Genomic DNA, 22,225 nt, shown 5'->3' with positions numbered 1-22,225 from the left:
GCTTTACGCCATTTTCTCCCATATTGAGAGAAGAGCATTAATTTTGTATGCAGGATTTATCTAATGACCAGAAGGCGAAAAAAACTGCCGTTAACAACCATTCAGGCCGAGATAGAGCGTTTCAGCCACGATGGCCGCGGCATAGCCCGTATTAACGGTAAAACAACATTTGTCCAGGGCGCTCTGCCAGGAGAAACGGTTACTTTTCAATATACAGAGGTAAAACGTGATTATGATGAGGGACGGGTAATCACCGTTGATACGGCATCACCCCAGCGTGCTGAACCTCGTTGTCCACATTATGCATTGTGCGGCGGATGCTCGTTACAACACCTTGCCGAATCAGAACAAATCCACGAAAAACAGGCGCTGTTGCTTGATTTACTCCTGCGTGTTGGCAAAACCGCTCCTGAAGAAGTTCTGCCGCCATTAACCAGTACAACCTGGAATTATCGTAATAAGGCACGGTTAAGCACCCGTTATGTCGAGAAAAAAAATTCAACCTTAATCGGATTCAGAGAGAAAATTAATCCGCGTTATATTACTGAAATTAATCAATGTCCTGTGTTGAATAAAAAAGTGGACGACCAGATTATTAGTCTTCGCGCCCTGATTGATTCTTTTCAAAAGCCTGCGATTATTGCGCAAATTGAAGTATCGGCGGGTGATGAAGAGGTTGCGTTGATTTTCCGTAATCTCGAGAACCTGACTACAGCGGATGAAGACAAGTTGCGTGAATTCGGTCGGCAAAGCGGTTTTATTATTTATCTACAGCCCAAAGGGCCAGATTCGGTTACCTTATTTTATCCAGACAACGCCGATAATTATTTAAATTATGCGTTACCTGATCATGGGATTCAGTTCAAATTTCATCCAACGGACTTCACCCAGGTCAATCCGGGATTGAATCGCGCTATGGTCAATCAAGCAATTGCCTTAATGGATTTACAACCAGATGACGTTGTGCTGGACTTATTTTGCGGCTTGGGCAATTTTTCACTTCCTATGGCCAGGCACTGTGCTAAAGTTACTGGTATAGAAGGCAGTGAAACAATGGTTGCGCGTGCTCGTATGAATGCCGGGTTAAATGGTTTGGACAATACGGAATTTTTCTGTGCAAACCTTGACGAAGTGAATGCGCTTGCCAATATTGTTAATGGCCGGGTAGACAAGTTATTAATTGATCCGCCGCGATCAGGGGCTTTGGAAATAGTAAAACAAATCAACAAATTAAAACCTGCGCGTTTGGTTTATGTATCATGTAATCCTGCTACTCTGGCACGAGATGCCGATATTCTGGTAAACCACCACGGTTACCGGCTGGCAGCCGCTGGTGTAATGGATATGTTTCCGCATACCGCTCATGTGGAGTCGATTGCTTTATTTGAACAAGGATAATCACGATGGTTAAGGTTAAAGAAGATACCCTGTGGTCGGTAGACGGCCATATTGACGTTGAGCAATGGCTGCATCAGCTGGCCAGCAAAGGGTACTTCCAGGACCTGACCGTGATTCGTAACGCCTGTAATTTATGCCAGCTTGCCTGCCACGAACACGCTACTGAAATTGGTGTATCGTGCCTGCAGCAGGGGTTGGCAATGGCTGATTTGCTGGCCGACCTTGAGGTCGATAAAGATACGCTTGCCGCCGCGATATTATTTGTCAGTGTACATTATGCTGAACTGTCGCTGGACGATGTCGAAGAGCAAATTGGGCCAGAGATTGCAAAGCTGGTGCGCGGTATTGAAAAAATGAGTGCGATTCATAACTTGCAGGCGCTCAACAAGTACCCTCAGAATAAACACCAGGCAGATAATATCCGTAAAATGCTGCTGGCCATGGTAGACGATGCCAGGGTTGTCCTTATCAAGCTTGCCGAACGGCTGTGCGTGCTGCGGGGCAGTGAGCGTCTGCCGGAAAGTATGCAAAAGCAAATCGCTACCGAAGTAATGGAAATTTACGCGCCGCTTGCCAACCGGTTAGGGATAGGAGCGATTAAATGGGAAATGGAGGATTTGGCTTTCCGCTATCTGCATCCAGAGGATTATAAGGCAATCGCTAAAGGCTTAAAGACAAAGCGGCTCGATCGCGACCGCTATGTCAACCTGATTGTTACTGAACTCACTGAACAGATAAAAGCGACTGGCGCCCATCATTATGCTGTCTATGGCCGTTCAAAGCACATTCACAGTATTTATAAAAAAATGAAGCGCAAGAATGTTTCCCTGGATGAAATTTATGATGCGACAGCAGTCAGGGTTCTGGTGGAGACTAAAGAGCAGTGCTATGACGTGCTAAGTATGGTGCATTCATTGTGGAAACAGGTACTGGCTGAATTTGATGATTATATTGTCAATCCCAAACCGAATGGTTATCAATCGCTGCACACCGCTGTAGTCGGTCCAGAGGACAGGGTATTTGAAGTTCAGATTCGAACGTTTGAAATGCACGATCTGGCTGAAATGGGCGTTGCCGCGCATTGGAAATATAAGGAAGGTTCTGGCCAGGTAAAAGCTGGTCATGAGCGAAAAATCGAATGGCTGCGGGAAGTATTGGCCTGGCATCGTGATATGGCTGCTTCCAGCGGTGTTTCCGAAGCAATTGAAACCGAATTTCTTGAGGATCGGGTATATGTGTTTACTCCCGGCGGGGATGTCCTGGATTTGCCCCATGGCGTTACACCGCTGGACTTTGCCTACCATGTCCATAGCCAGCTTGGGCATCGTTGCCGGGGAGCGAAAGTCAATGGCCATATTGTACCATTGACCTATGCGCTCAAGACCGGGGATAAAGTTGAAATTTTAACCGGCAAGGAAGAACGGCCATCACGCGACTGGATTAATCCGCACCATAACTATTTAAAAACTTCACGTGCCAAAGCCAAAGTTTTGCATTGGTTTAAAATGCAGGATTTTGACCGAAATCGCGACGAGGGCCAGGAAATTCTTGATAAAGAACTTAAAGCCCTGGGAATTAAGTCAGAGCGGCTTAATGAAATCGTCTCGGCATTTAACTATAAAAAGCTGGATGATATGCTCGCAGCGTTAGGCAGGGGCGATATCAAGCTTGGCCAGATTCTGCATCGCTTATCGCCGGTCGTGACAACCGAGCCGGAAATTCAGACGATAGTCAAACCGCTTACCAAGCCTGAAATATCTGGCGGTGATGTAAAAATCGAAGGTGTGGGCGATCTGCTGACAACCATGGCTCGCTGCTGTCAGCCCGTGCCTGGCGATGATGTATTAGGATATATCACCATTGGCCGCGGTGTATCGATACATCGTAAAGATTGCCCCAATATCCTTCATGCGACCGAACGCCAGAAACAGCGTTTCTTGCAGGTGGCATGGGGGAGTTCAACCCGGGATCATTACGTGGTTGATGTTATCATAAAAGCATTCAACCGCCCGGATCTCTTGCGCGATATAACAACGCTCCTGGCTAATGAAAAGTCTCATGTTTACGCCTTACAGACCAAGAGCAACAAACAGGAGAATACCGCTTTTATTACCTTGACAGTCGAAATCGACGGATTAAATAGTCTGTCGCGTCTGTTAAGCAAAATGGAGCAGATCCCGAATGTGCTGGAAGCAAGACGCCAGGTGTAGGTTGGGTCGTTTGACCCAACAAAAGATCTAAAATAAAATGCCTAAAATCACCTTGCGGTTTTCACTCAACAAAACATTAAATGTTCTGCACGCAGCTCCAATCGACATGCATTCAATCCCTATCCGCTGATTAGCCAGATGCTGGATGGTTTGCATCGGCGGAAACTTTCCTGCTTCCTTGTGACCGAGAATAATTATTTCCGGCTGTTGCGCCAGAAGAGGGGCGATAGCCTGCTCATCAAGGGCAGAAATATGCTCTGCCTGCCAGTTTTCATCAATTGCAGAAGCACTGACAAAAAAGTTTCGAGTATAGATAATTGAGTCAATTTTGACCTCATTTTCGCTATAAGCCTGCACTGCATTTTTTTCTACTGATTCCAGGTGTATGTGCATTGGTTTTGATCATGTATTAATTTATACTGATGCGCATTATAACACAGAGGTGAAATCATGAGTCAATTTCCACGTATTCAACGCTTACCCCCTTATGTCTTTAATGTAATGACCCAATTAAAGTCAGAGGCGCGAGCGCGCGGTGAAGACGTGATTGATTTTGGTATGGGAAATCCCGATCGGCCAACGCCGCAGCATATCGTTGACAAACTGGTGGAAACAGCGCTGCGCCCGGACACCCACCGTTATTCCATGTCAAAAGGGATTCCCCGGCTGCGCAGGGCTATGGCGAACTGGTATAAGAAACACTATGATGTTGTGCTGGATAGTGAAAAGCAGGTACTGACCACGATTGGTTCAAAAGAGGGTCTGGCACATCTTGCGCTGGCGATTAGCGGTCCGGGAGATACTATTCTGGTGCCAGATCCGGCTTATCCAATTCATACTTATGGTTTTATTATTGCCGGAGCCAATGTTGAGCAGATCCCATTAATCGATGAAAATCAGTTCCTGCAATCTGTTGAGGAATCAATTGAAAAAAACTGGCCCAAGCCCAAAGCGCTGGTGATCAATTTCCCGGCTAATCCAAGCACACACTGTGTTGAGTATGAATTTTTCGAGCGGGTGATAGCGCTGGCCAAGAAACACAATATCTGGGTGATTCATGATTTGGCTTATGCCGATATCGTATTTGATGGCTACAAGGCGCCATCGATTCTGCAAGTGCCGGGCGCTATTGATATTGCTATCGAAACCTATTCGATGTCCAAATCATACAACATGCCGGGCTGGCGTGTCGGTTTTGCCTGCGGCAACGAAGAATTGGTTGCAGCGCTGGCCCGCATTAAATCCTATCTTGATTATGGTACTTTTACTCCTATTCAGGTTGCAGCAATTGCAGCGCTTGAGGGACCGGATGACTGTGTTGAGGAAATCCGCCAGCTGTATGAAAAAAGACGTAATGTGCTTTGCGAAGGCCTGCAGGAAATTGGCTGGCCAGTTGAAAAGCCGAAGGCGACGATGTTTGTCTGGGCGAAAATTCCCGAATTTTACAGCTCTATGGGTTCGCTTGAATTTGCCAAATATCTGCTGAAGGAAGCGCATGTTTCCGTTTCTCCCGGTATCGGTTTTGGTCCGCAAGGCGATGCCTATGTCCGCTTTGGCCTGATAGAAAATAATCATCGCACACGCCAGGCATTGCGTAACATAAAAGTATTATTTAAAAAAGACGGTTATAAGGCCAGTTGATGATCGATGTTATTATTAACGCCGATAAAGGCTGTCTGCCTGAGAATGCCGTTGAATTAAATGGCGCTAAGCGCTTTATGCTCAATGTATTGACTGCAATGGGTGATGAAGCGTCTAGCCTGCCGCTTGGCGATTTTTTGCGGCAATACCACTCCTTATCAGGGAAATGGCTGGTTCTTACCCCGATATACTGGCAGGCTACTCATAATGACGCCATGATTATAGCGGCAGGGCAGGATTTACAGTTCAGCGAAGATGAAGCACGTGAATGGTATGCTGCACTGGCTGATTTTCTGCAGGTAGAAAATATCCGCCTGTATTATCATGATAAATATACCTGGTTAATCAATATTGACGGGCTGCCTGATATCAGCAGCAAGCCGGCAGAATTAATCCTGCATCAATCAATGATGCCGGCGCTTGCTGCAATGGATAAAAGCCTGCATTGGCAAAAGCGATTAACGGAATTACAGATGTTCTTGAGTAACCATTCTTTAAACAACAAGCGTACAGATCGTTGCCCGGTCAATGGGGTGTGGGCTTTTGGCGGCGGCGTTTTTGAATGGCCGCAAGGGCGGGTTATTCTGTCTGATGACCACGATCTGCAGGCACATTTTTCATCTTATATACAGCCCTGGCTTCCCGAGCAGGTTTTGCCTGATAATGCGCTGGTGATTATTAGTAATGCTGGGGCAGGACAACTTAACCTGCGTCAAAATAATGGCGTTCGCTGGTATTGGAATGATATTGCTTACCAGACAAGCAAAAAGAAATGGTGGAAGCGGTTTTTAAGGGGATGAATCAATGCAGATAAAACGAAGGGAGCTACCAGACAATTTACCGGCTTTGGGAGCTGTTTCACCTATATTACAACGTATTTATGCCGCTCGAGGAATCAGTGAGCCGGCTCAAATAGATAAAAGTCTGCAAACGTTGCTGCCTTTTCACCAGTTAACTGATATTGATAAGGCCTGTGTACGCCTTGAACAAGCGCTTGTGAAGCAGGAGCGGATATTAATCATAGGTGATTTTGATGCTGACGGCGCGACTTCTACAGCGCTTGCAATCAGCGCGCTAAAAGCCATGGGAGCCACGCAGGTTGAATTTCTGGTGCCTAACCGTTTTGAGTTTGGGTACGGATTAACGCCTGGCATAGTCGAGGTTGCCCGTAAATGGCAGCCTGATTTGATTATTACGGTTGATAACGGCATTGCCAGCATAGAGGGCGTTGCTGCTGCTAATAGCGCTGGTATTGATGTACTGGTTACCGATCATCATTTACCGGGAGAAAGATTGCCCGCGGCCTGTGCAATTGTAAATCCCAATCGAGAGCAGGATGCGTTTGACAGTAAATCAATTGCTGGTGTGGGCGTAATTTTTTATGTGATGCTGGCATTAAGGCGTCATCTGGTTAATACCGGCTGGTTTACCAAACAGGGCATTGCCGAACCTAACATGTCGCAATTCCTGGACCTGGTGGCCTTGGGTACAGTAGCTGATGTGGTTGCCCTCGATCAGAATAACCGCATTATGGTCAATCAGGGTTTGCTGCGTATTCGACAGGGGCAATGCCGTGCCGGTATTCGGGCGTTAATTGAAATTTCCGGCCGCGATTGCAGTCGGGTGCGGGAAAGTGATTTGGGCTTTGCCATTGCGCCGCGCCTGAATGCGGCTGGCCGGCTTGATGACATGGCCCTGGGGATTAATTGCCTGCTATGCGACGATATTAATATGGCGAAGGCGTTTGCCAGTCATCTCGATGAACTTAATCAGGAGCGGCGGGTAATTGAGGCTGAGATGAAAGAGCAGGCTTTGGTTGCTGTTGAGCAATTGGCTAAAAAAATCGAACATGCCGGCAAGCTGCCGGCAGCGCTGTGCCTGATGGATAAAAACTGGCATCAGGGCGTAATTGGAATATTGGCCGGCCGCCTTAAAGACCGTTATCATCGCCCGATAATTGCGTTTGCAAAAGTGAGTGATTCCGAATTAAAAGGGTCTGCACGCTCTATACCCGGTTTAAACATCCGGGATGCTCTGGCTGCGGTAGATAAAGATTTTCCCGGTTTGATTACAAAATTCGGCGGTCATGCCATGGCTGCTGGATTAAGCTTGCCGCCGCAGCGTTTTTCCGAATTTCAACAGGCCTTTATTCGAGAGGTGAATAAGCACATTGATATCGAACAATGTGAAAAATATCTGCTGACTGATGGCAATTTAAACCGCAGTGATCTCAATCTGGATATTGCTTTACTGCTGCAGCAGGCAGGGCCGTGGGGGCAGCAATTTCCCGAGCCATGCTTCGATGACGTTTTTGAGATTCTTGAGCAACGCATAGTCGGACAAAATCACCTCAAAATGACTCTGTTACATAGTCAGGGCGGGGAACCCATTGATGCGATAGCATTTAATATTGACCACAAATGCTGGCCCAATCATCGGGCACGACAGGTTCATATGGCTTATAAACTGGATATTAATGTTTATCAGGGCCGCTCAAAACTGCAATTATTGGTCGAAGCTATGAATCTGGTTAGTTGAATACATAGAGGAATTTAATTTATTTGTTCATAAAGCTTCCCCATGTACTATAGTAATAGTACCACCAGTCCAACTGCATGAAGCCTGAATGGAAGACCTCGCGCCGTTACAAAAGCAGGTTGGCGTTTATAAACAGCCTGATAATGAAACCAATACCCAATTGGTTAATCGATTGCTGTCTGAAAATGCCCGGGGCGAACTGTATGCGGGAGTAAGTGGCTATCAGCAACAGCACACTGAAAAAGTAAAAACCTTTCTTGCTAAAAGCCTGTTATTAACCACAATCCCGTCTTCTGATCCGCAGTTTTTCCGAAAAGCCTTTATTGAGCATATTAATACCATAAATCAAAAATCTGATAACCACTATAAACCAGGTAATCCGGACATAAGGGCAACCAGTCCGGAAAAGGCCACTGTCACCATGGAAGGATTTTTAGGCAAGATTGGTACAGAATTGTACCGCCTCGCTTTAGAAGAGGAAATGAACAGCAATGAATATCGGGATGCAGTGTTTAGCGCGTCTACGACACATTATGAAGGTGAAAAATGGGCAAAACGTGCAGTCGTGATCGTTGCAGGCCCCTCAGGCTCAGGAAAAACGGCATCTGCGGTAGCGGCGGTGCAGACCACAGGCCAGTTTATGGAAAAAGTGGATGGCGACATGTCGGGTAACGATGTTGTGGCTGTCGATGGCGGTGTTGCCCGTGAAGTTTCCCAGATTAGGAAGCTGGCCATACAAGTTACAACCAATAAAGGTTATACGGGTATAAAAGATCTGCATGGACATAGTTCCGTCCTGGGCAAGACCAAAGATTGCATCCAGGAAGCATTATTTAAAACAACTACCAATGTAGGGGTAGTCATTCCCGAAACCTTCTCCATGTGGATTAAACCGCTTAACCAGATTAAAAAACTCATGCCTCGTATTGAAGCGCTGGAAAATACCAAACATGTATTCTGTCGGGTAGAAGGGGAAGAGCCCTCTTTGTTTCAAAAAGTGGTTGGTTTTCTTGGTTCCAGACGTGCCTGGAAAACAGACGGCTTTGATCAGGAACAGACTATTGATATGAATAACTCCCAAGGGATGGCTGAGTCCAAAGCTTATGGTGCGGAGGGCTTTAAATTTGGCGATTTTGGTTCACGCCAGGCTGAGAAGTGGTTTGAAAAAAATAGTAAAGATAAGCTCAGGATGGTTGTTATTAATGACTTGCTGTTATTAAAGCCCTCAGCTAAAGAACCTGGCCAATGGGAGCCGGCAGAGCAAAACGATAAGGGGACAATTGTTGTATCGCGCCGTACTTTTGAACAATGGAAAATAGATAAGCCAGATATGGGGCTTAAGGAATACAGCGCAAAAAACAGGCCGCCTCCGTTGATTAAAACATCGGCAGAGATTGAACTCGCAATAGGGATGGAAATGATGCGCCAGCGTATCCAGGGCCTTTCCGCTGAAAAAAGCACGGCGAATGATCCGACTTGGGAAAAGCTTGATAGCAAAGAAGAAAAGCTGATTGATATTATGAGTACGCTGAATAAGGTCAATATGGCTGATAAAGCCGCTGTTGATGAAGCAAAGAATAAACTCACAGGCATTATCACTGAAATGAAAACGAATAACGAATTTGGTTTTTTTAGCAAAAGTCAGAAAGCGATTGAGATAGCGCTCAATGCCCTGGAAAAAACATCAAATGCTCTGGTAGAAAAAAAATCAGAGAACGTCAGCCAGGTCGGGGTAATTGAGAAAAGCAGTGAAAGTACCAATAAATTTTCATCATTTAAAGCGGGTTTTGCACAAATGAAAGCCCAGAGTAATAACGAGAAAGCACAAGAGGAAGAACAACAGATTTCGGCCGGCAACACCTCGCCCGCCGCTTGATATTCACCAATAGCTACATTTCCCTACTTAAGGTATAATTCCTGCAACCCATGATTTTTTTTATGCATTGTTTTGTTATCATTTTCTAATAAGCTAATCTCGCCGCTGGCAATTGCTCCAATGATCGATTGGACATACAGCCATTTCAGAGTGTTCATGCGCATGTTGGCGCCTAATGCTTTATTGTACACAGAAATGCAAACGTCAGGTGCAATAAGAAACAAGCCAGAGCGTGCTTTATATTACCAGCCGATGGAACAACCAATTGCATTACAGTTGGGAGGGGCGGATAAAGAGGAATTGGTATACTGTGCCCAGCTAGCAGAAGAGCAGGGTTATGCTGAGGTTAACCTTAATCTTGGTTGCCCCAGCGATCGGGTACAATCCGGGCGTTTTGGCGCTTGCATGATGACAGAGCCTGATTTGGTTGCTGAATGTATTTATGCAATGAAACAGGCTGTATCAATTCCAGTTACGGCAAAAACCCGCATTGGTATCGATCATCAGGATAGTTATTCATTTTTTTCTGCTTTTGCCAGGCGGTTGGTTGATGCCGGTTGCGATAAACTGATTGTCCATGCCCGTAAGGCATGGCTCAATGGCTTAAGTCCAAAGCAAAACCGGACAATACCGCCGCTGCATTATGAGTATGCCTATAACCTAAAAAAGGAGTTAGGTGCGCTTCCGATTGTTATCAACGGTAATATCGCAACGATCGATGACATAACGCAACATTTGGCTAACCAGATTGATGGCGTAATGTTAGGCCGTCTGGTATGCAACAATCCTTATGCTCTGGCGGCAATCCATCACTATTTTTATCCTGATGTAGCGCCCGTCAGCCGTGAAGAAGTGATCAATGAGTATATTGATTACTTGAGCGTTCAATTTAAGCAAGGCGTTCCGCTCAGCATATTGTTAAAGCCTGTATTTAATTTTGCCCATGGCATGCCTGGAGCAAAAGGGTGGAAGGAGCAATTAATGCTTGCTCAAAGATTAAAAAGCATCGAACCGATTATGGAAGCAGTATCCGCTCAGCAAGTATAGCCTTGGATTTTCCCTCTCCCAACCCTCTCCCGATACGGGAGAGGGCTTTATGTATCGGGGTTTTCCCTCTCCCGTACCGGGAGAGGGGCAGGGGAGAGGGAAAAATGGTTCTAAATCAAATTTATATTCACTTTCTGCCAATACCAGCGAAGCCTTCCAGCCTACTACTGCAATGTGCTTAATTTAATAAATTGGTAATTTCCATAAAATTCTAGTAAATTAACCGGTTTTAATGCTCGATTGTTTAAGAGGAATAGTATAGCCATGCTCAATACGTTGATTAAAAAAATGTTTGGCAGCCGCAACGAACGTACATTGCGGCGCATGGAAAAAGTAGTTCAGGCAATCAACGGGTTCGAGCCGATAATGCAGCAATTGACCGATGAGCAGCTGGCTGCCAAAACAGGTGAGTTTCGTGCCCGTTATAGTCAGGGCGAGACGCTTGATGAAATGCTTGCTGAAGCGTTTGCCGTTGTGCGCGAAGTATCACGACGGGTTATGGGACTGCGTCATTTTGATGTGCAGTTGATTGGGGGTATGGTGCTGCATGAAGGCAATATCGCTGAAATGCGGACCGGGGAGGGTAAAACCCTGGTTGGAACCTTGCCTGCTTATCTGAATGCTATACCTGGCCGCGGCGTCCATGTTGTAACCGTGAATGATTATTTGGCAAAACGCGACAGCCAATGGAAGAAACCGATTTTTGAATTCCTTGGACTGACAGTCGGGGTAATTTATCCTGATATGCCGCAACAGGAAAAGAAGCAAGCCTATGCCGCTGATATTGTCTATGGGACCAATAACGAATTTGGTTTTGATTATCTGCGCGATAATATGGCCTTCAGCATTGAAGACAAAGTTCAGCGAGAACTCAATTTTGCCATTGTGGATGAGGTTGACTCGATTTTAATTGACGAAGCACGTACACCGCTGATTATATCAGGCGCTGCTGAAAATAGTTCCGAGCTTTATCTGCGAATAAACAAATTGATTCCCCAGCTGAAAAAACAGGAAGAAGAAAACGGCGAAGGGGATTACACCATTGATGAGAAGCAAAAACAGGCGCATTTGACCGAAGCAGGGCACATGCGTATTGAAGAATTACTGACTGCTGAAAATATGCTTGATCCTGGTGAAAGCCTTTACCACGCCAGTAATATCATCCTGATGCATCATGTTAACGCTGCGCTGAGAGCGCATGCCATGTTCCATCGTGATGTTGATTATATTGTCAAAGATAATCAGGTGGTAATTGTGGACGAACACACCGGCCGAACCATGGCTGGCAGAAGATGGTCTGAAGGCTTGCATCAGGCAATAGAAGCCAAAGAAGGGGTTCCCATTCAGCATGAGAATCAGACCCTGGCATCAATCACGTTCCAGAATTATTTCCGGTTATACAACAAATTGTCTGGTATGACTGGAACAGCTGACACCGAAGCATATGAATTCCAGCAAATTTATAATCTTGAGGTCGTTGTTATCCCGACTAACAAGCCGATGCAGCGTCAGGATCAACCTGATCTGGTTTATTTGACTCAGCAAGACAAATATGAAGCGATTATTGCCGATGTTAAAGATTGCATCGAGCGTAAACAACCAGTGCTGGTAGGAACTGCTTCAATTGAAGCTTCTGAACTGTTGAGTCATATGCTGAATAAAGCCGGGATTAAGCATCAGGTATTAAACGCCAAATTCCATGAAAAAGAGGCGCAGATTATCGCTGAAGCCGGTCGTCCGGGTGTTGTAACTATTGCGACCAATATGGCCGGCCGTGGTACTGATATCGTATTAGGCGGAAGCCTGGCTGCAGAGCTTGCCAAACTCCCTGAGGATGCAACGGAAGAGCAACGGCAAACAGTCAGAGATGAGTGGCAAAAACGCCATGATGATGTTTTAAAAGCCGGTGGTTTACGCATTATTGGTTCCGAGCGTCATGAGTCGCGCCGAATCGATAATCAGCTCCGCGGCCGTGCAGGCCGGCAGGGGGATGCGGGCAGCAGCCGTTTCTACCTTTCGCTTGATGATAACCTGATGCGTATTTTCGCTTCTGAGCGTGTCGCCAATATGATGCGCCGATTGGGAATGAAGCCAGGTGAACCAATTGAGCACACACTGGTAACCAAAGCCATTGAAAACGCTCAGCGTAAGCTGGAAGGTCATCACTTTGATATCCGTAAACAACTGTTGGAATACGATAACGTTGCCAATAACCAACGTAAAGTAATCTATTCGCAGCGAGCTGCAATTATGGCCATAGACGATCCGAAGGAGGTCGTTCATTCCATGCGCGAAGAAGTGATTAGCACACTGGTCAATAATCATATTCCACCGCATAGCCTTGAAGATCAATGGGATCTGGCTGGTCTTAGCCAGACTTTACTGGAAGATTTTCAAATTAAGGCGGATGTCGCTCAATGGGTAGAAGAAGATCATCATATTCAACCTGAGGCAATTCATGAGCGCATTTACACTATGTGCTGCGATCACTATGCAGAAAAAGAGCGAATCGCCGGCCGTGGAGTACTTGCCCAGTTTGAAAAGTCAGTTATCCTGCAAACTATGGATAATCATTGGCGTGAACATCTGGCTGCAATGGATCATCTGCGTCAGGGCATTCATTTACGCGGTTATGCGCAGAAAGATCCTAAACAGGAATACAAGCGTGAAGCGTTCACCTTGTTTACCATGATGCTCGATACCATGAAGTACGATATTGTGCGTTTACTGACATCTGTACAGATACAGACTGAAGCAGATGCTAATGCGGTTGAGGAACAGCGCCGATCTGAACAGGCACAAAAAGTGCAGTACTTGCATGAAGACGACAGCTTAAGTGATGTGCAAGAAGAATCATCAAATGTTACCCAACTGCCATTCCGCCGTCATGAGCAAAAAATCGGACGCAACGAGCAATGCCCTTGTGGTTCTGGTAAAAAATATAAAAACTGCCATGGACAACTGGGATGAAAGTAGCGGTTGCTGTTATTTTTGATCGCCAACAACGGATATTAATCACCCAAAGGCCGCTTAAGCTAGCTCATGGCGGCCAATGGGAGTTTCCCGGCGGGAAACTTGAACCTGATGAAAGTCCGGAAGCCGCATTAATCAGAGAGGTTAAAGAAGAAGTTGGCTTACTGGTTACCAGCTATAAGTTTTTATGTGAAATCAACCACGATTATGGTTCGAAGCACGTCAGTTTGTTGGTATATACTATCGACGGGTTTGAAGGCAATGCACAATGCCTTGAGGGGCAACCTGGGATGAACTGGGTCGCAATTTCCGAGCTTGGTAATTATCAATTTCCCGAAGCCAATAGCCAGATTATCGAAAAACTGACTCAATGAAGGAACTGTTGGGCTGTAAAGCCCAACACTCAAAACATTGATTACGCTGCCTATGTATCTATTTTAACTTCAATTTCCCGCATATCTGCCAAGCCATGGTCATCAACTACCCTTACCATAAACTTACCCGGCACAGCATTCCAGAGCAGAGGCTGATCACGGTTAATCTGCCCTAAAAAGCTGCCATTGACAAACCAGTATAATGTCCTCACTCCAGCATCTGTTACCGCAGTTAATGGAATCTGAGTCTGCTCCTTGCTGTCAGCGCGGATAATGTAATTGTATTCTTTCTGCAATGACGCAATCTGGGGCGGAAATGAGTTATGGTTCGCCAATGCGCAATCCTTTTCAAAAAATGGCGGAACTCGTCGTTGTATACCAGCCTGTTTAAAGATTTTCAGTAAATCGGACGGCCAGAACTCAAAAATCTCAAAACGGGTATTTTGATCAATATGACAAGTTCTCAGCCCAGTCTCGGGATTAATAGCAACTTCCCTAAATATAGTATCGGTTTTAATCGGTGATTTACCGGGAATAAACCAGGTAAACTCGGTGTCGCGACAATAAGGTGTTGGTAACAAACCAGATGCCTTGCAGACTTCAACACGCGTTAAATTCATACTGTGCGGATTTTTTTTGTTTGTCGGCAACGGTCCATGTTCATGCTCTACCCCTTCAATAATTTCAAAAAAAAGCGGGGCGGCGATATTTTTGCCGACAAAGGCATGATTGCTCTTGCTGTTAAAATTTCCCAGCCAGACTGTTAAAACATAGGGACCAAATGTACCGGAAGTCCAGGCATCGCGATAACCAGACGAGGTTCCTGTTTTCCACGATACTGGATGATTGCCGGATGATGGTTCGGCGATCATATCCAATACCAGAAAGCTGGCCTCGGGGCTAAGCAGGCGAGTGCCGTCAGAGCCTGGCTCATTGGCCAGATAATGCAATGGATGCCAGACGCCATCATTAACCAGCGCGGCATAGAGGCTGGTTAATTCTTTCATGGTTAACTCAGCTCCGCCAAGCGTAATGGCAAGACCATAATATGAACGCGGTTTCAGCGAGCGAATATTGGCATTTTCCAGCAAATGATAGAGATCATTATCGCCAAGCTGGTTCGCAAGCGTAATGGCTGGAATATTTCGGCTTAAAGCCAGGGCGTCTTTGGCCTTTACTGGCCCCATGAAATCATAATCAAAATTCTCAGGGTTATAAGCGCCAAAACTGCTGGCTACATCTTTTAATACGGTATTGGGATGGATTAATCCCTGATCAAGCGCAAGGGCGTAAACAAAAGGCTTAAGCGTTGAGCCAGGCGAGCGCTTGATACCGGTACCATTAATTTGCCCTTCAATCTGCCGGTTAAAAAAATTCGCAGAACCGAGTAATGATTTAATGCCCATATCGCGGGTATCAACCAGTAAGACCGCCGCGTTATAGGCACCCAGGCGGTTATGGCGTTTCAGATAATTATTGGTAATCCGTTCTATGGTTTTCTGAATTCGCAGATCAAGGCTGGTGCGAACTGCTGTTTGATTGACGGGCGTAATCCGCAATACATCATTAACAAAATGGGGCGCGAGAAAAGGCAGCTGAGCCGGTGAGTTCATCGCTAACGGCAACTGGATAGCCGCAGCCTGTTTACTATCCTCCGGGTGATGTTCTAGCCAGCGTCGATATAATTTTTGCCGTGCCTGGCTTAGCAAATATTGATTTTTTGGAGTACGTTTTGCCGGATTTTGCGGGATAACGGTCAGAGCCAGAACATTCGGCAGACTTAATTTGCTAACCGGCTGACTGAAATAAACCACACTTGCGGCGCCTGCGCCTTCAATATTACCGCCATAAGGCGCCAGATTAAGGTAGGCTTCCAGAATGTCTGCTTTGGAATAATGCCTTTCAAGCTGCAAGGCGCGATAAATTTGTACAATTTTTCCAGGCGCTGATTTGGAGTGAATCCCATAGCGCATACGGGCAACCTGCATGGTTATTGTCGAAGCGCCCATGCGGCGGGAGTGCAGGATAAATGTCTGCCAGCCTGCCTTCAGTATTGCCCACGGGTTAATACCGATATGATGATAAAAATGGCGATCTTCCTGCAACAGGGTTGCTTCAATAAGCGTAGGCGATATTTGCCCGAGCGGTGTATACAGGCGAAATTTTTCATCGCTGCTTAACGTGAGCCGCATCAGCGTGCCGTTGCTATCATATACTGCGCGTGAAAAGCTGATGCCTTTAAGCAAGTCAGGTTTGGGTGAAAAAAATATTAATGCGAAAACGCTGACAAAAAACAAAAGCAGGATTATGCTAAGGCAGATAAATAGTTTTCTCATGGGGCTGCTTTTTTTTATGGCTGAAGCCAAACTACGGCAGTCGGAACCACTTGTCAAGCTGGATAAGATATGAAGAACAAATTTGCTTCCAGAATTATAGCTGCACTGTCAAACTCCTTTTCGTTTCTTTTCGGCCGCTGGCAATGGAGCAGCCCACCCTGGTTAAATGCTTTGCAGAGTAAGGCGGCAGCCCGCCCCCAACTTTTTAGCGGCATAGCTGCGCTGGCGGTATTACTGGCAGGACTTGCTGTTTATGGTTATCACTGGTATAGCAATTTGCCCAAACCGCATCTTGTCGCTGCGGCCATCACTGAACCCAAGATCTCGGCTATCGAAGACGAGGAACTGATACCGGATAACTTGACTATAGACTTTGGCTATGATGAGGAAGAATTCAATCCGCAATCGGTTGCGCCCCTGCAGGCAATAGGCAAGCAGGTCGAACACGGTATCCGCATTGAACCTGCAATCGCTGGTAAATGGGTATGGGAGACCGATAGTAAGCTGGTATTTACACCCAATGATGATTGGCCTGCTGGCCAGACCTATACAGTTGAGTTTGGCGATAATTTTTTTGCTTCCGGCACTAAAATGGAAAAAATGTCCTGGCAGTTTTCCACGCTGCCATTTCAATTGCATATTAAAGAATTAAAATTTTATCAGGATCCTGCTAACCCCGCTATACAACAGGCTGTTGCCACCGTTGATTTTAATTATCCTGTGGATGGCAAAAGCCTGGAAAAAAACACCAGCCTTATCTTGCAGGCCATCAAAAACGGCAAACAGGATCTCAATGCCCGGCACTATAAGTTCCAGATTGATTATGACAAGTTTATGCGTACGGCTTATATCAAATCAGAACATCTGACCCTGGAGGATACAGCGCGTTATCTGGTACTGACTCTTGATAAGGGCATCAAGTCGGCGAGCGAGACGGCAAAAACTGCTGATGCTGTGACCAAAAATTTATTGCTCCCTGATCGTGCCGGTCTGTTTAAAGTGACTGTTATTGATGCGTCTATCGTCCGCAATCAGCAGGATCGTCCTGAACAGGTTTTATCGATTGAAACCTCAATCGGCGTTAATGAGAGTCAAATCAATAAAGCCGTTCATATTTACGCGTTACCGAAAAATTATCCCGCTACCAGTATGGAAAAGGAAAAAGAAAACTATGACTGGCAGAATCCGGGTGAAGTAACAGGTAAAATTCTTTCGCTGTCTACACCGATTAAGTTGCAGGCCATACCAGCCGAACAGAATTTTGCTGCCTTGCATAGCTATCGTTTTAATGCCAAAGCTCCAGGCTATCTATATGTCAAGGTGGATCAGGGAATAGAAGGCTTTGGCGGCTATCCTCTGAGCAACAGTTATGCGGCAGTCATTAAGGTTCCTGAGTACCCGAAAGAAATCGGATTTATGTATAAAGGCGCCTTGTTGGCTTTAAGCGGTGAAAAGAAAGTGTCGGTATTGGTAAGAGGGTTGCCGGCAGTCAAATTCCAGATTGCGCGGGTATTGCCGGATAATGTTAACCAACTGGTTACTCAGACTCAGGGTGATTTTAATAATCCATATTTTATCAATCAGAGCTTTAATCAACAAAATATCAGTGAATTGTTTTCCGAAGTACGGGAATTTAATAACAGTGATCCGTCAAAACAGCAATATACCGCACTGGATCTCGAAAAATACCTGACTACGGCGCAAAATCCCAACGGACCAAAGGGATTATTTTTACTACAGGCAACCGGTTGGGATACGGCAAATAATATTTCGCTTGATGTTAAATCAAACCGGCTGATTTTAATTACCGATCTTGCTTTGCTGGTCAAAGATAACAATGATGGCAGCCATGACGTCTTTGTTCAGTCAATAACTAAGGGCGCGCCGGTTGCGAATGCGGCAGTCAGCGTTCTGGGCAAGAATGGATTGCCGATACTGACTCGCAGCACAGACGAGCAAGGGCGAGTCAATTTCCCCGGGTTAAAAGATTTTATCGATGATCGTGAGCCGGTTGTTTATCTGGCAGCATTGGGTAATGATGTATCTTTCATGCCGTATAGCAATTATAACCGGCAACTGAATTACTCGCGTTATGATATTGGCGGCGTATACAGCAATTACAATGCGGACTATGGCAATCTAAGCGCTTATCTGTTTTCTGACCGGGGTATCTATCGGCCTGGAGATACAACTCATCTGGCAATGATTATCAAGCAATCCTACGCCCGTCCGCAACCGCCAGGATTGCCGCTTGAAGCGACTATTACTGATCCGCGCGGCGTGGTGGTATTTGATCAGAAAATGACTTTAAATGAAACTGGCTACCTGAGTCTGGATTTTACCACCGGCGCTGCGTCTGCCACAGGTCAATACCAGGTTAATCTTTATACGGTTAAAGACCAGCAGCAACAAGCCTTACTTGGCTCAACCTCCTTTAAGGTTGCAGAATTTCAGCCGGATAGGATGCGGATTAATGCCGCTTTCTCTCAGCCTGCAGGTCAAGGCTGGTTATCGCCAACCGATTTGTCTGCCAATGTCAGTCTATGGAACCTCTATGGCGCGCCTGCAAGCGACAGAAAAGTCAGCGCCAGGATTATTTTAACGCCCGGACGGCTTGAGTTTGATCAATACCCGAATTACGTGTTTGCTGATCCCTTGCTTGATCCCAAAAAACCGCTCAAAAGCTTTAGTGAAGATCTTAAAGACGGGCAAACCGATGATAAGGGAAATGCCGGGTTCGCTTTGAATCTTGAACGTTTTGAGAAAGCCAGTTACCAGCTTACTTTTTATGCAGAAGGCTTTGAAGCAGAAGGAGGCCGAAGCGTTGCAGCCCAGATCAGCGCTCTGGTGAGCCCGCTGGATTATCTGGTAGGGGTCAAGCCGGATGGCGATTTGGCTTATGTCAAACAAAATAGTCAGCGCAGTGTGAGTTTTATTGCGATAAATAAACAATTGCAAAAACAGGATGTAACCGGACTAAAAATACAATTGATCGCGTTACAGCCGGTGTCCACGCTGGTAAAAAAACCGGATGGAACTTATCAGTACCAATCAATCGTCCAATCCAGAATTATTGATAGTAAACCCTTTGTAATCAACGGAGAGGGGGTTAATTATCCGCTGCCGACAGAAACCATTGGCGATTTTGCGCTAACGGTGGTGGATGCGAACCAAAATGAGTTGAATACTTTAAAGTACAGCGTTGTTGGCGCAAGTCAGCAGGCCATGGCTAAAAATGCCGAGCTCACCGTGAAGTTAAATAAAACGGAGTTCAATGCAGGGGATGACATTGAACTGCAAATTACTTCGCCTTATACCGGTGCCGGTTTAATCACGATTGAGCGCGACAAGGTCTATGCTGTTCAATGGTTTAAAACCGATATGACCAATTCGGTACAGACTATTCATATTCCAGCTGATTTTCAGGGTAACGGTTATGTGAATGTCGCGTTTGTCCGTGACTGGAATTCGCCGGAAATCTTTATCAGTCCATTAAGTTATAGCATTACGCCATTTACCATCAGTAATGCGAATCAGGATATCGATATTGCGCTGGATGTACCCGCGGTTGCACGTCCAGGTGACTCATTGGCAATTAAATATAAAGCAGATAAAGCAGGAAAAATTATTGTTTATGCCGTTGATGAGGGTATTTTACAGGCGGCAAGGTATGAAATGCCTGAGCCGTTGGCTTTCTTTTTCCAAAAACGGGCGCTAGAAGTTCAAACCCAGCAAACTGTTGATCAGATTCTGCCGAAATACATTCAGGAGCGTGAATTATCTTCTGTCGGTGGGGATGATGGGGAGGAAATGCTGGCTAATCACCTTAACCCGTTTAAGCGTAAAACGGATCTGCCGGTTGTATACTGGTCGGGAATTATTGACGTTGATACCAATGAACGTGAGTTAAGCTATCAGGTTCCTGATTATTTTAATGGAACATTAACCGTGATGGCTGTTGCTGCCTCGTCTGATGCAGTGGGCTCAATGGAAAAACAACTGCAGATTCGCGGTGATTTTATTATTAATCCTAATGTTCCGACATTTGTCTCGCCAGGGGATGAGTTTGAAGTGACGGCCAGTGTTGCCAATAATGTCAAGGATTCAGGTAAGGCAGCGGTTAATATTGAGCTGATTGCAAGCCCCGAGTTGGAAATAATCGACCCGGCTTTGCAGGCTGTAATGATTGACGAGGGCAGAGAACAGGCAGTTCGCTTTAAAGTCCGGGCAAAAGCGACGCCTGGCTCGGCAAAGCTGACATTCAAGGCTTCCCTTGGTGAGAAATCGGGTACAATTGATTCAACCTTAAGCGTACGCCCGGCAACGGTTTATTCAACAACCGTGCGCGCTGACAGCACAAGTGACCGCAATAAGGCAATTGCCCTTGATCGCGTACTTTATCCGCAATACCGCAATGTTGAGGTAGCGGTATCAACCAGCCCGCTTATTCTGGTTGCCGGATTGCAGCGTTATCTCGATAATTTCCCATACGGCTGTACCGAGCAATTAACCAGTAAGGCTATGCCATTGCTGGCAATGGCTAATCAGCCATGGTTTGCCGGCGACAAGGCTGCTATTGCTGAAAAGGTTAACGCCACTATCCAATTGATTGGCCAACGGCAAATGAGCAGTGGGGCATTTAGCTACTGGCCAACTACCGGTGAAAACAGCAGTAATACCTTTGCCACTCTGTATGCGATGAACTTCCTGATTGATGCCCGAGAGCAGGGGTTTTCTGTGCCTGCGGATATGTTATCGGCTGGAATCAGCTATATGAAAAATATCGCTGCCCAAAATACCATCGATCTCGATCAGGCCAGAGAACAGGCTTATGCCATTTATCTGTTGACCCGCAGTGAAATCGTAACTACCAATTACCTGACTAATTTACAGCTGTTTTTGCAGCAGATGAAGGACAGGGATTGGCAGGAAAATATAATCGGGGCCTATATTGCCGCAACATACGAGTTATTACAAAATCGGGCAGAAGCTGATCGCCTGATTGATCTTTATCAGATTAAAGCGCAAGACGGTGAATACAGCGATTTTTATAATGCAGGTATTGAAAATGCACAGTATCTGTATCTGGTCGCCCGTCACTTCTCTGACCGATTGAATGATTTGGGTAAACCGCTAGTAAGTAGCCTGGTGAGCGCAATCAACAGTAATGAGATGAATACCGTTCTTTCCGGTTATGCCAGCCTGGCTTTAGGTGCTTATGGCGATGATGTGCGTGCTGCAGGCGGCGCTCCAATCACCATTAGCGAGATTTTTGCCGATAAACAAAAGAAAATTGTATCTGAGGGCGCTGATCTTTATCAAAAAGCGGTCATTGATAATAAAGTAACTCAGGTTGTTATTGCTAATCCTGAACAGCAGAATTATTTTTATCAGTTAATTCAGTCTGGTTTCGATCAAAAATTACCGAATGAGGCTCTGAAGCAAGGGATGGAAGTTTACCGCGAATATCAGAATAATGACGGTAATATTATTAATCAGGCAAACCTGGGTGAAGAAATCGTAGTTCGTATTCAGGCGCGATCTTTGGATAGCCATTATTTAAGTAATATTGCGATTGTTGATTTATTGCCCGGTGGTTTTGAGGTTGTTGCGGATTCATTAAAAAATACTAGCCTGGATTATGTCGATGTTCGTGAAGATCGGGTTATTTTCTTTACTAATCTTGCGGACCAGGCGCGGGAAATTACCTACCGTATCAAGCCAGTCAATACCGGCAAATTTGTGGTTCCGGCGATTTATGCCGAGTCAATGTATAACCCGGCGATTAAAGCATATGGTACCACTGAGTCAATCGTTGTACGGAAGCCATAA

General features: G+C 45.7%; 12 protein-coding genes. 10 read left to right on the top strand and 2 right to left on the bottom strand.

Going from position 1 to position 22,225, the window contains the following annotated elements:
• Positions 1-63: 63 nt before the first annotated feature.
• The gene (gene rlmD / locus ACFORL_RS01150; protein WP_382340272.1) at positions 64-1,398 is read left to right on the top strand and encodes a 23S rRNA (uracil(1939)-C(5))-methyltransferase RlmD; all 1,335 of its coding nucleotides are present in this window, start codon (positions 64-66) and stop codon (positions 1,396-1,398) included.
• 5 nt (positions 1,399-1,403) lie between these two features.
• Positions 1,404-3,608 carry a GTP diphosphokinase gene (gene relA / locus ACFORL_RS01145; protein ID WP_382340270.1) on the top strand — a complete coding sequence of 735 codons (2,205 nt, stop codon included), beginning with the start codon at positions 1,404-1,406 and terminating at the stop codon, positions 3,606-3,608.
• A gap of 27 nt (positions 3,609-3,635) precedes the next feature.
• On the opposite strand, the gene ACFORL_RS01140 is transcribed toward relA, so the two are convergent.
• Entirely contained in the window at positions 3,636-4,001 is a 366-nt protein-coding gene (locus ACFORL_RS01140; protein WP_382340268.1) for an Mth938-like domain-containing protein, read from the bottom strand.
• Positions 4,002-4,058: 57 nt separating this feature from the next.
• Between ACFORL_RS01140 and alaC the strand changes: the two genes are divergently transcribed.
• From alaC to mutT, 7 genes are all read left to right on the top strand, one after another.
• Entirely contained in the window at positions 4,059-5,249 is a 1,191-nt protein-coding gene (gene alaC, locus ACFORL_RS01135) for an alanine transaminase (protein ID WP_382340266.1), read from the top strand.
• Entirely contained in the window at positions 5,249-6,049 is an 801-nt protein-coding gene (locus ACFORL_RS01130) for a hypothetical protein (RefSeq protein WP_382340264.1), read from the top strand. The genes alaC and ACFORL_RS01130 overlap by 1 nt, the downstream gene beginning before the upstream one ends.
• A 4-nt stretch (positions 6,050-6,053) precedes the next feature.
• Positions 6,054-7,787: a single-stranded-DNA-specific exonuclease RecJ gene (gene recJ / locus ACFORL_RS01125; protein ID WP_382340262.1), complete on the top strand. Its 1,734-nt coding sequence runs from the start codon at positions 6,054-6,056 to the stop codon at positions 7,785-7,787.
• Positions 7,788-7,875: 88 nt separating this feature from the next.
• The gene (locus ACFORL_RS01120; RefSeq protein WP_382340259.1) at positions 7,876-9,663 is read left to right on the top strand and encodes a hypothetical protein; all 1,788 of its coding nucleotides are present in this window, start codon (positions 7,876-7,878) and stop codon (positions 9,661-9,663) included.
• A 96-nt stretch (positions 9,664-9,759) separates the two neighbouring features.
• Positions 9,760-10,710: a tRNA dihydrouridine(20/20a) synthase DusA gene (gene dusA / locus ACFORL_RS01115; protein ID WP_382340844.1), complete on the top strand. Its 951-nt coding sequence runs from the start codon at positions 9,760-9,762 to the stop codon at positions 10,708-10,710.
• Between the two features lie 264 nt (positions 10,711-10,974).
• Positions 10,975-13,680, top strand: coding sequence for a preprotein translocase subunit SecA (secA, locus tag ACFORL_RS01110; protein WP_382340257.1), 2,706 nt, complete (start codon positions 10,975-10,977; stop codon positions 13,678-13,680).
• On the top strand, positions 13,677-14,057 hold the full coding sequence (gene mutT / locus ACFORL_RS01105; protein ID WP_382340255.1) for an 8-oxo-dGTP diphosphatase MutT: 381 nt from the start codon (positions 13,677-13,679) through the stop codon (positions 14,055-14,057). The genes secA and mutT overlap by 4 nt, the downstream gene beginning before the upstream one ends.
• A gap of 50 nt (positions 14,058-14,107) precedes the next feature.
• Here mutT and pbpC read toward each other — a convergent pair whose 3' ends face one another.
• Positions 14,108-16,393, bottom strand: a complete 2,286-nt coding sequence (pbpC, locus tag ACFORL_RS01100; RefSeq protein WP_382340253.1) for a penicillin-binding protein 1C — start codon at positions 16,391-16,393, stop codon at positions 14,108-14,110.
• 69 nt (positions 16,394-16,462) lie between these two features.
• Here pbpC and ACFORL_RS01095 point away from each other — a divergent pair, with 69 nt between their 5' ends.
• Positions 16,463-22,225 (top strand): alpha-2-macroglobulin, encoded by a 5,763-nt coding sequence (locus ACFORL_RS01095; protein WP_382340251.1) that lies wholly within the window; start codon positions 16,463-16,465, stop codon positions 22,223-22,225.

It is taken from the genome of Legionella dresdenensis (assembly GCF_042649825.1).
In the GTDB taxonomy this organism is placed as follows: Bacteria; Pseudomonadota; Gammaproteobacteria; order Legionellales; family Legionellaceae; genus Legionella_C; species Legionella_C dresdenensis.
Note: the sequence above shows the minus strand (reverse complement) of the source record. Positions and strands in the feature narration are given on the sequence as shown.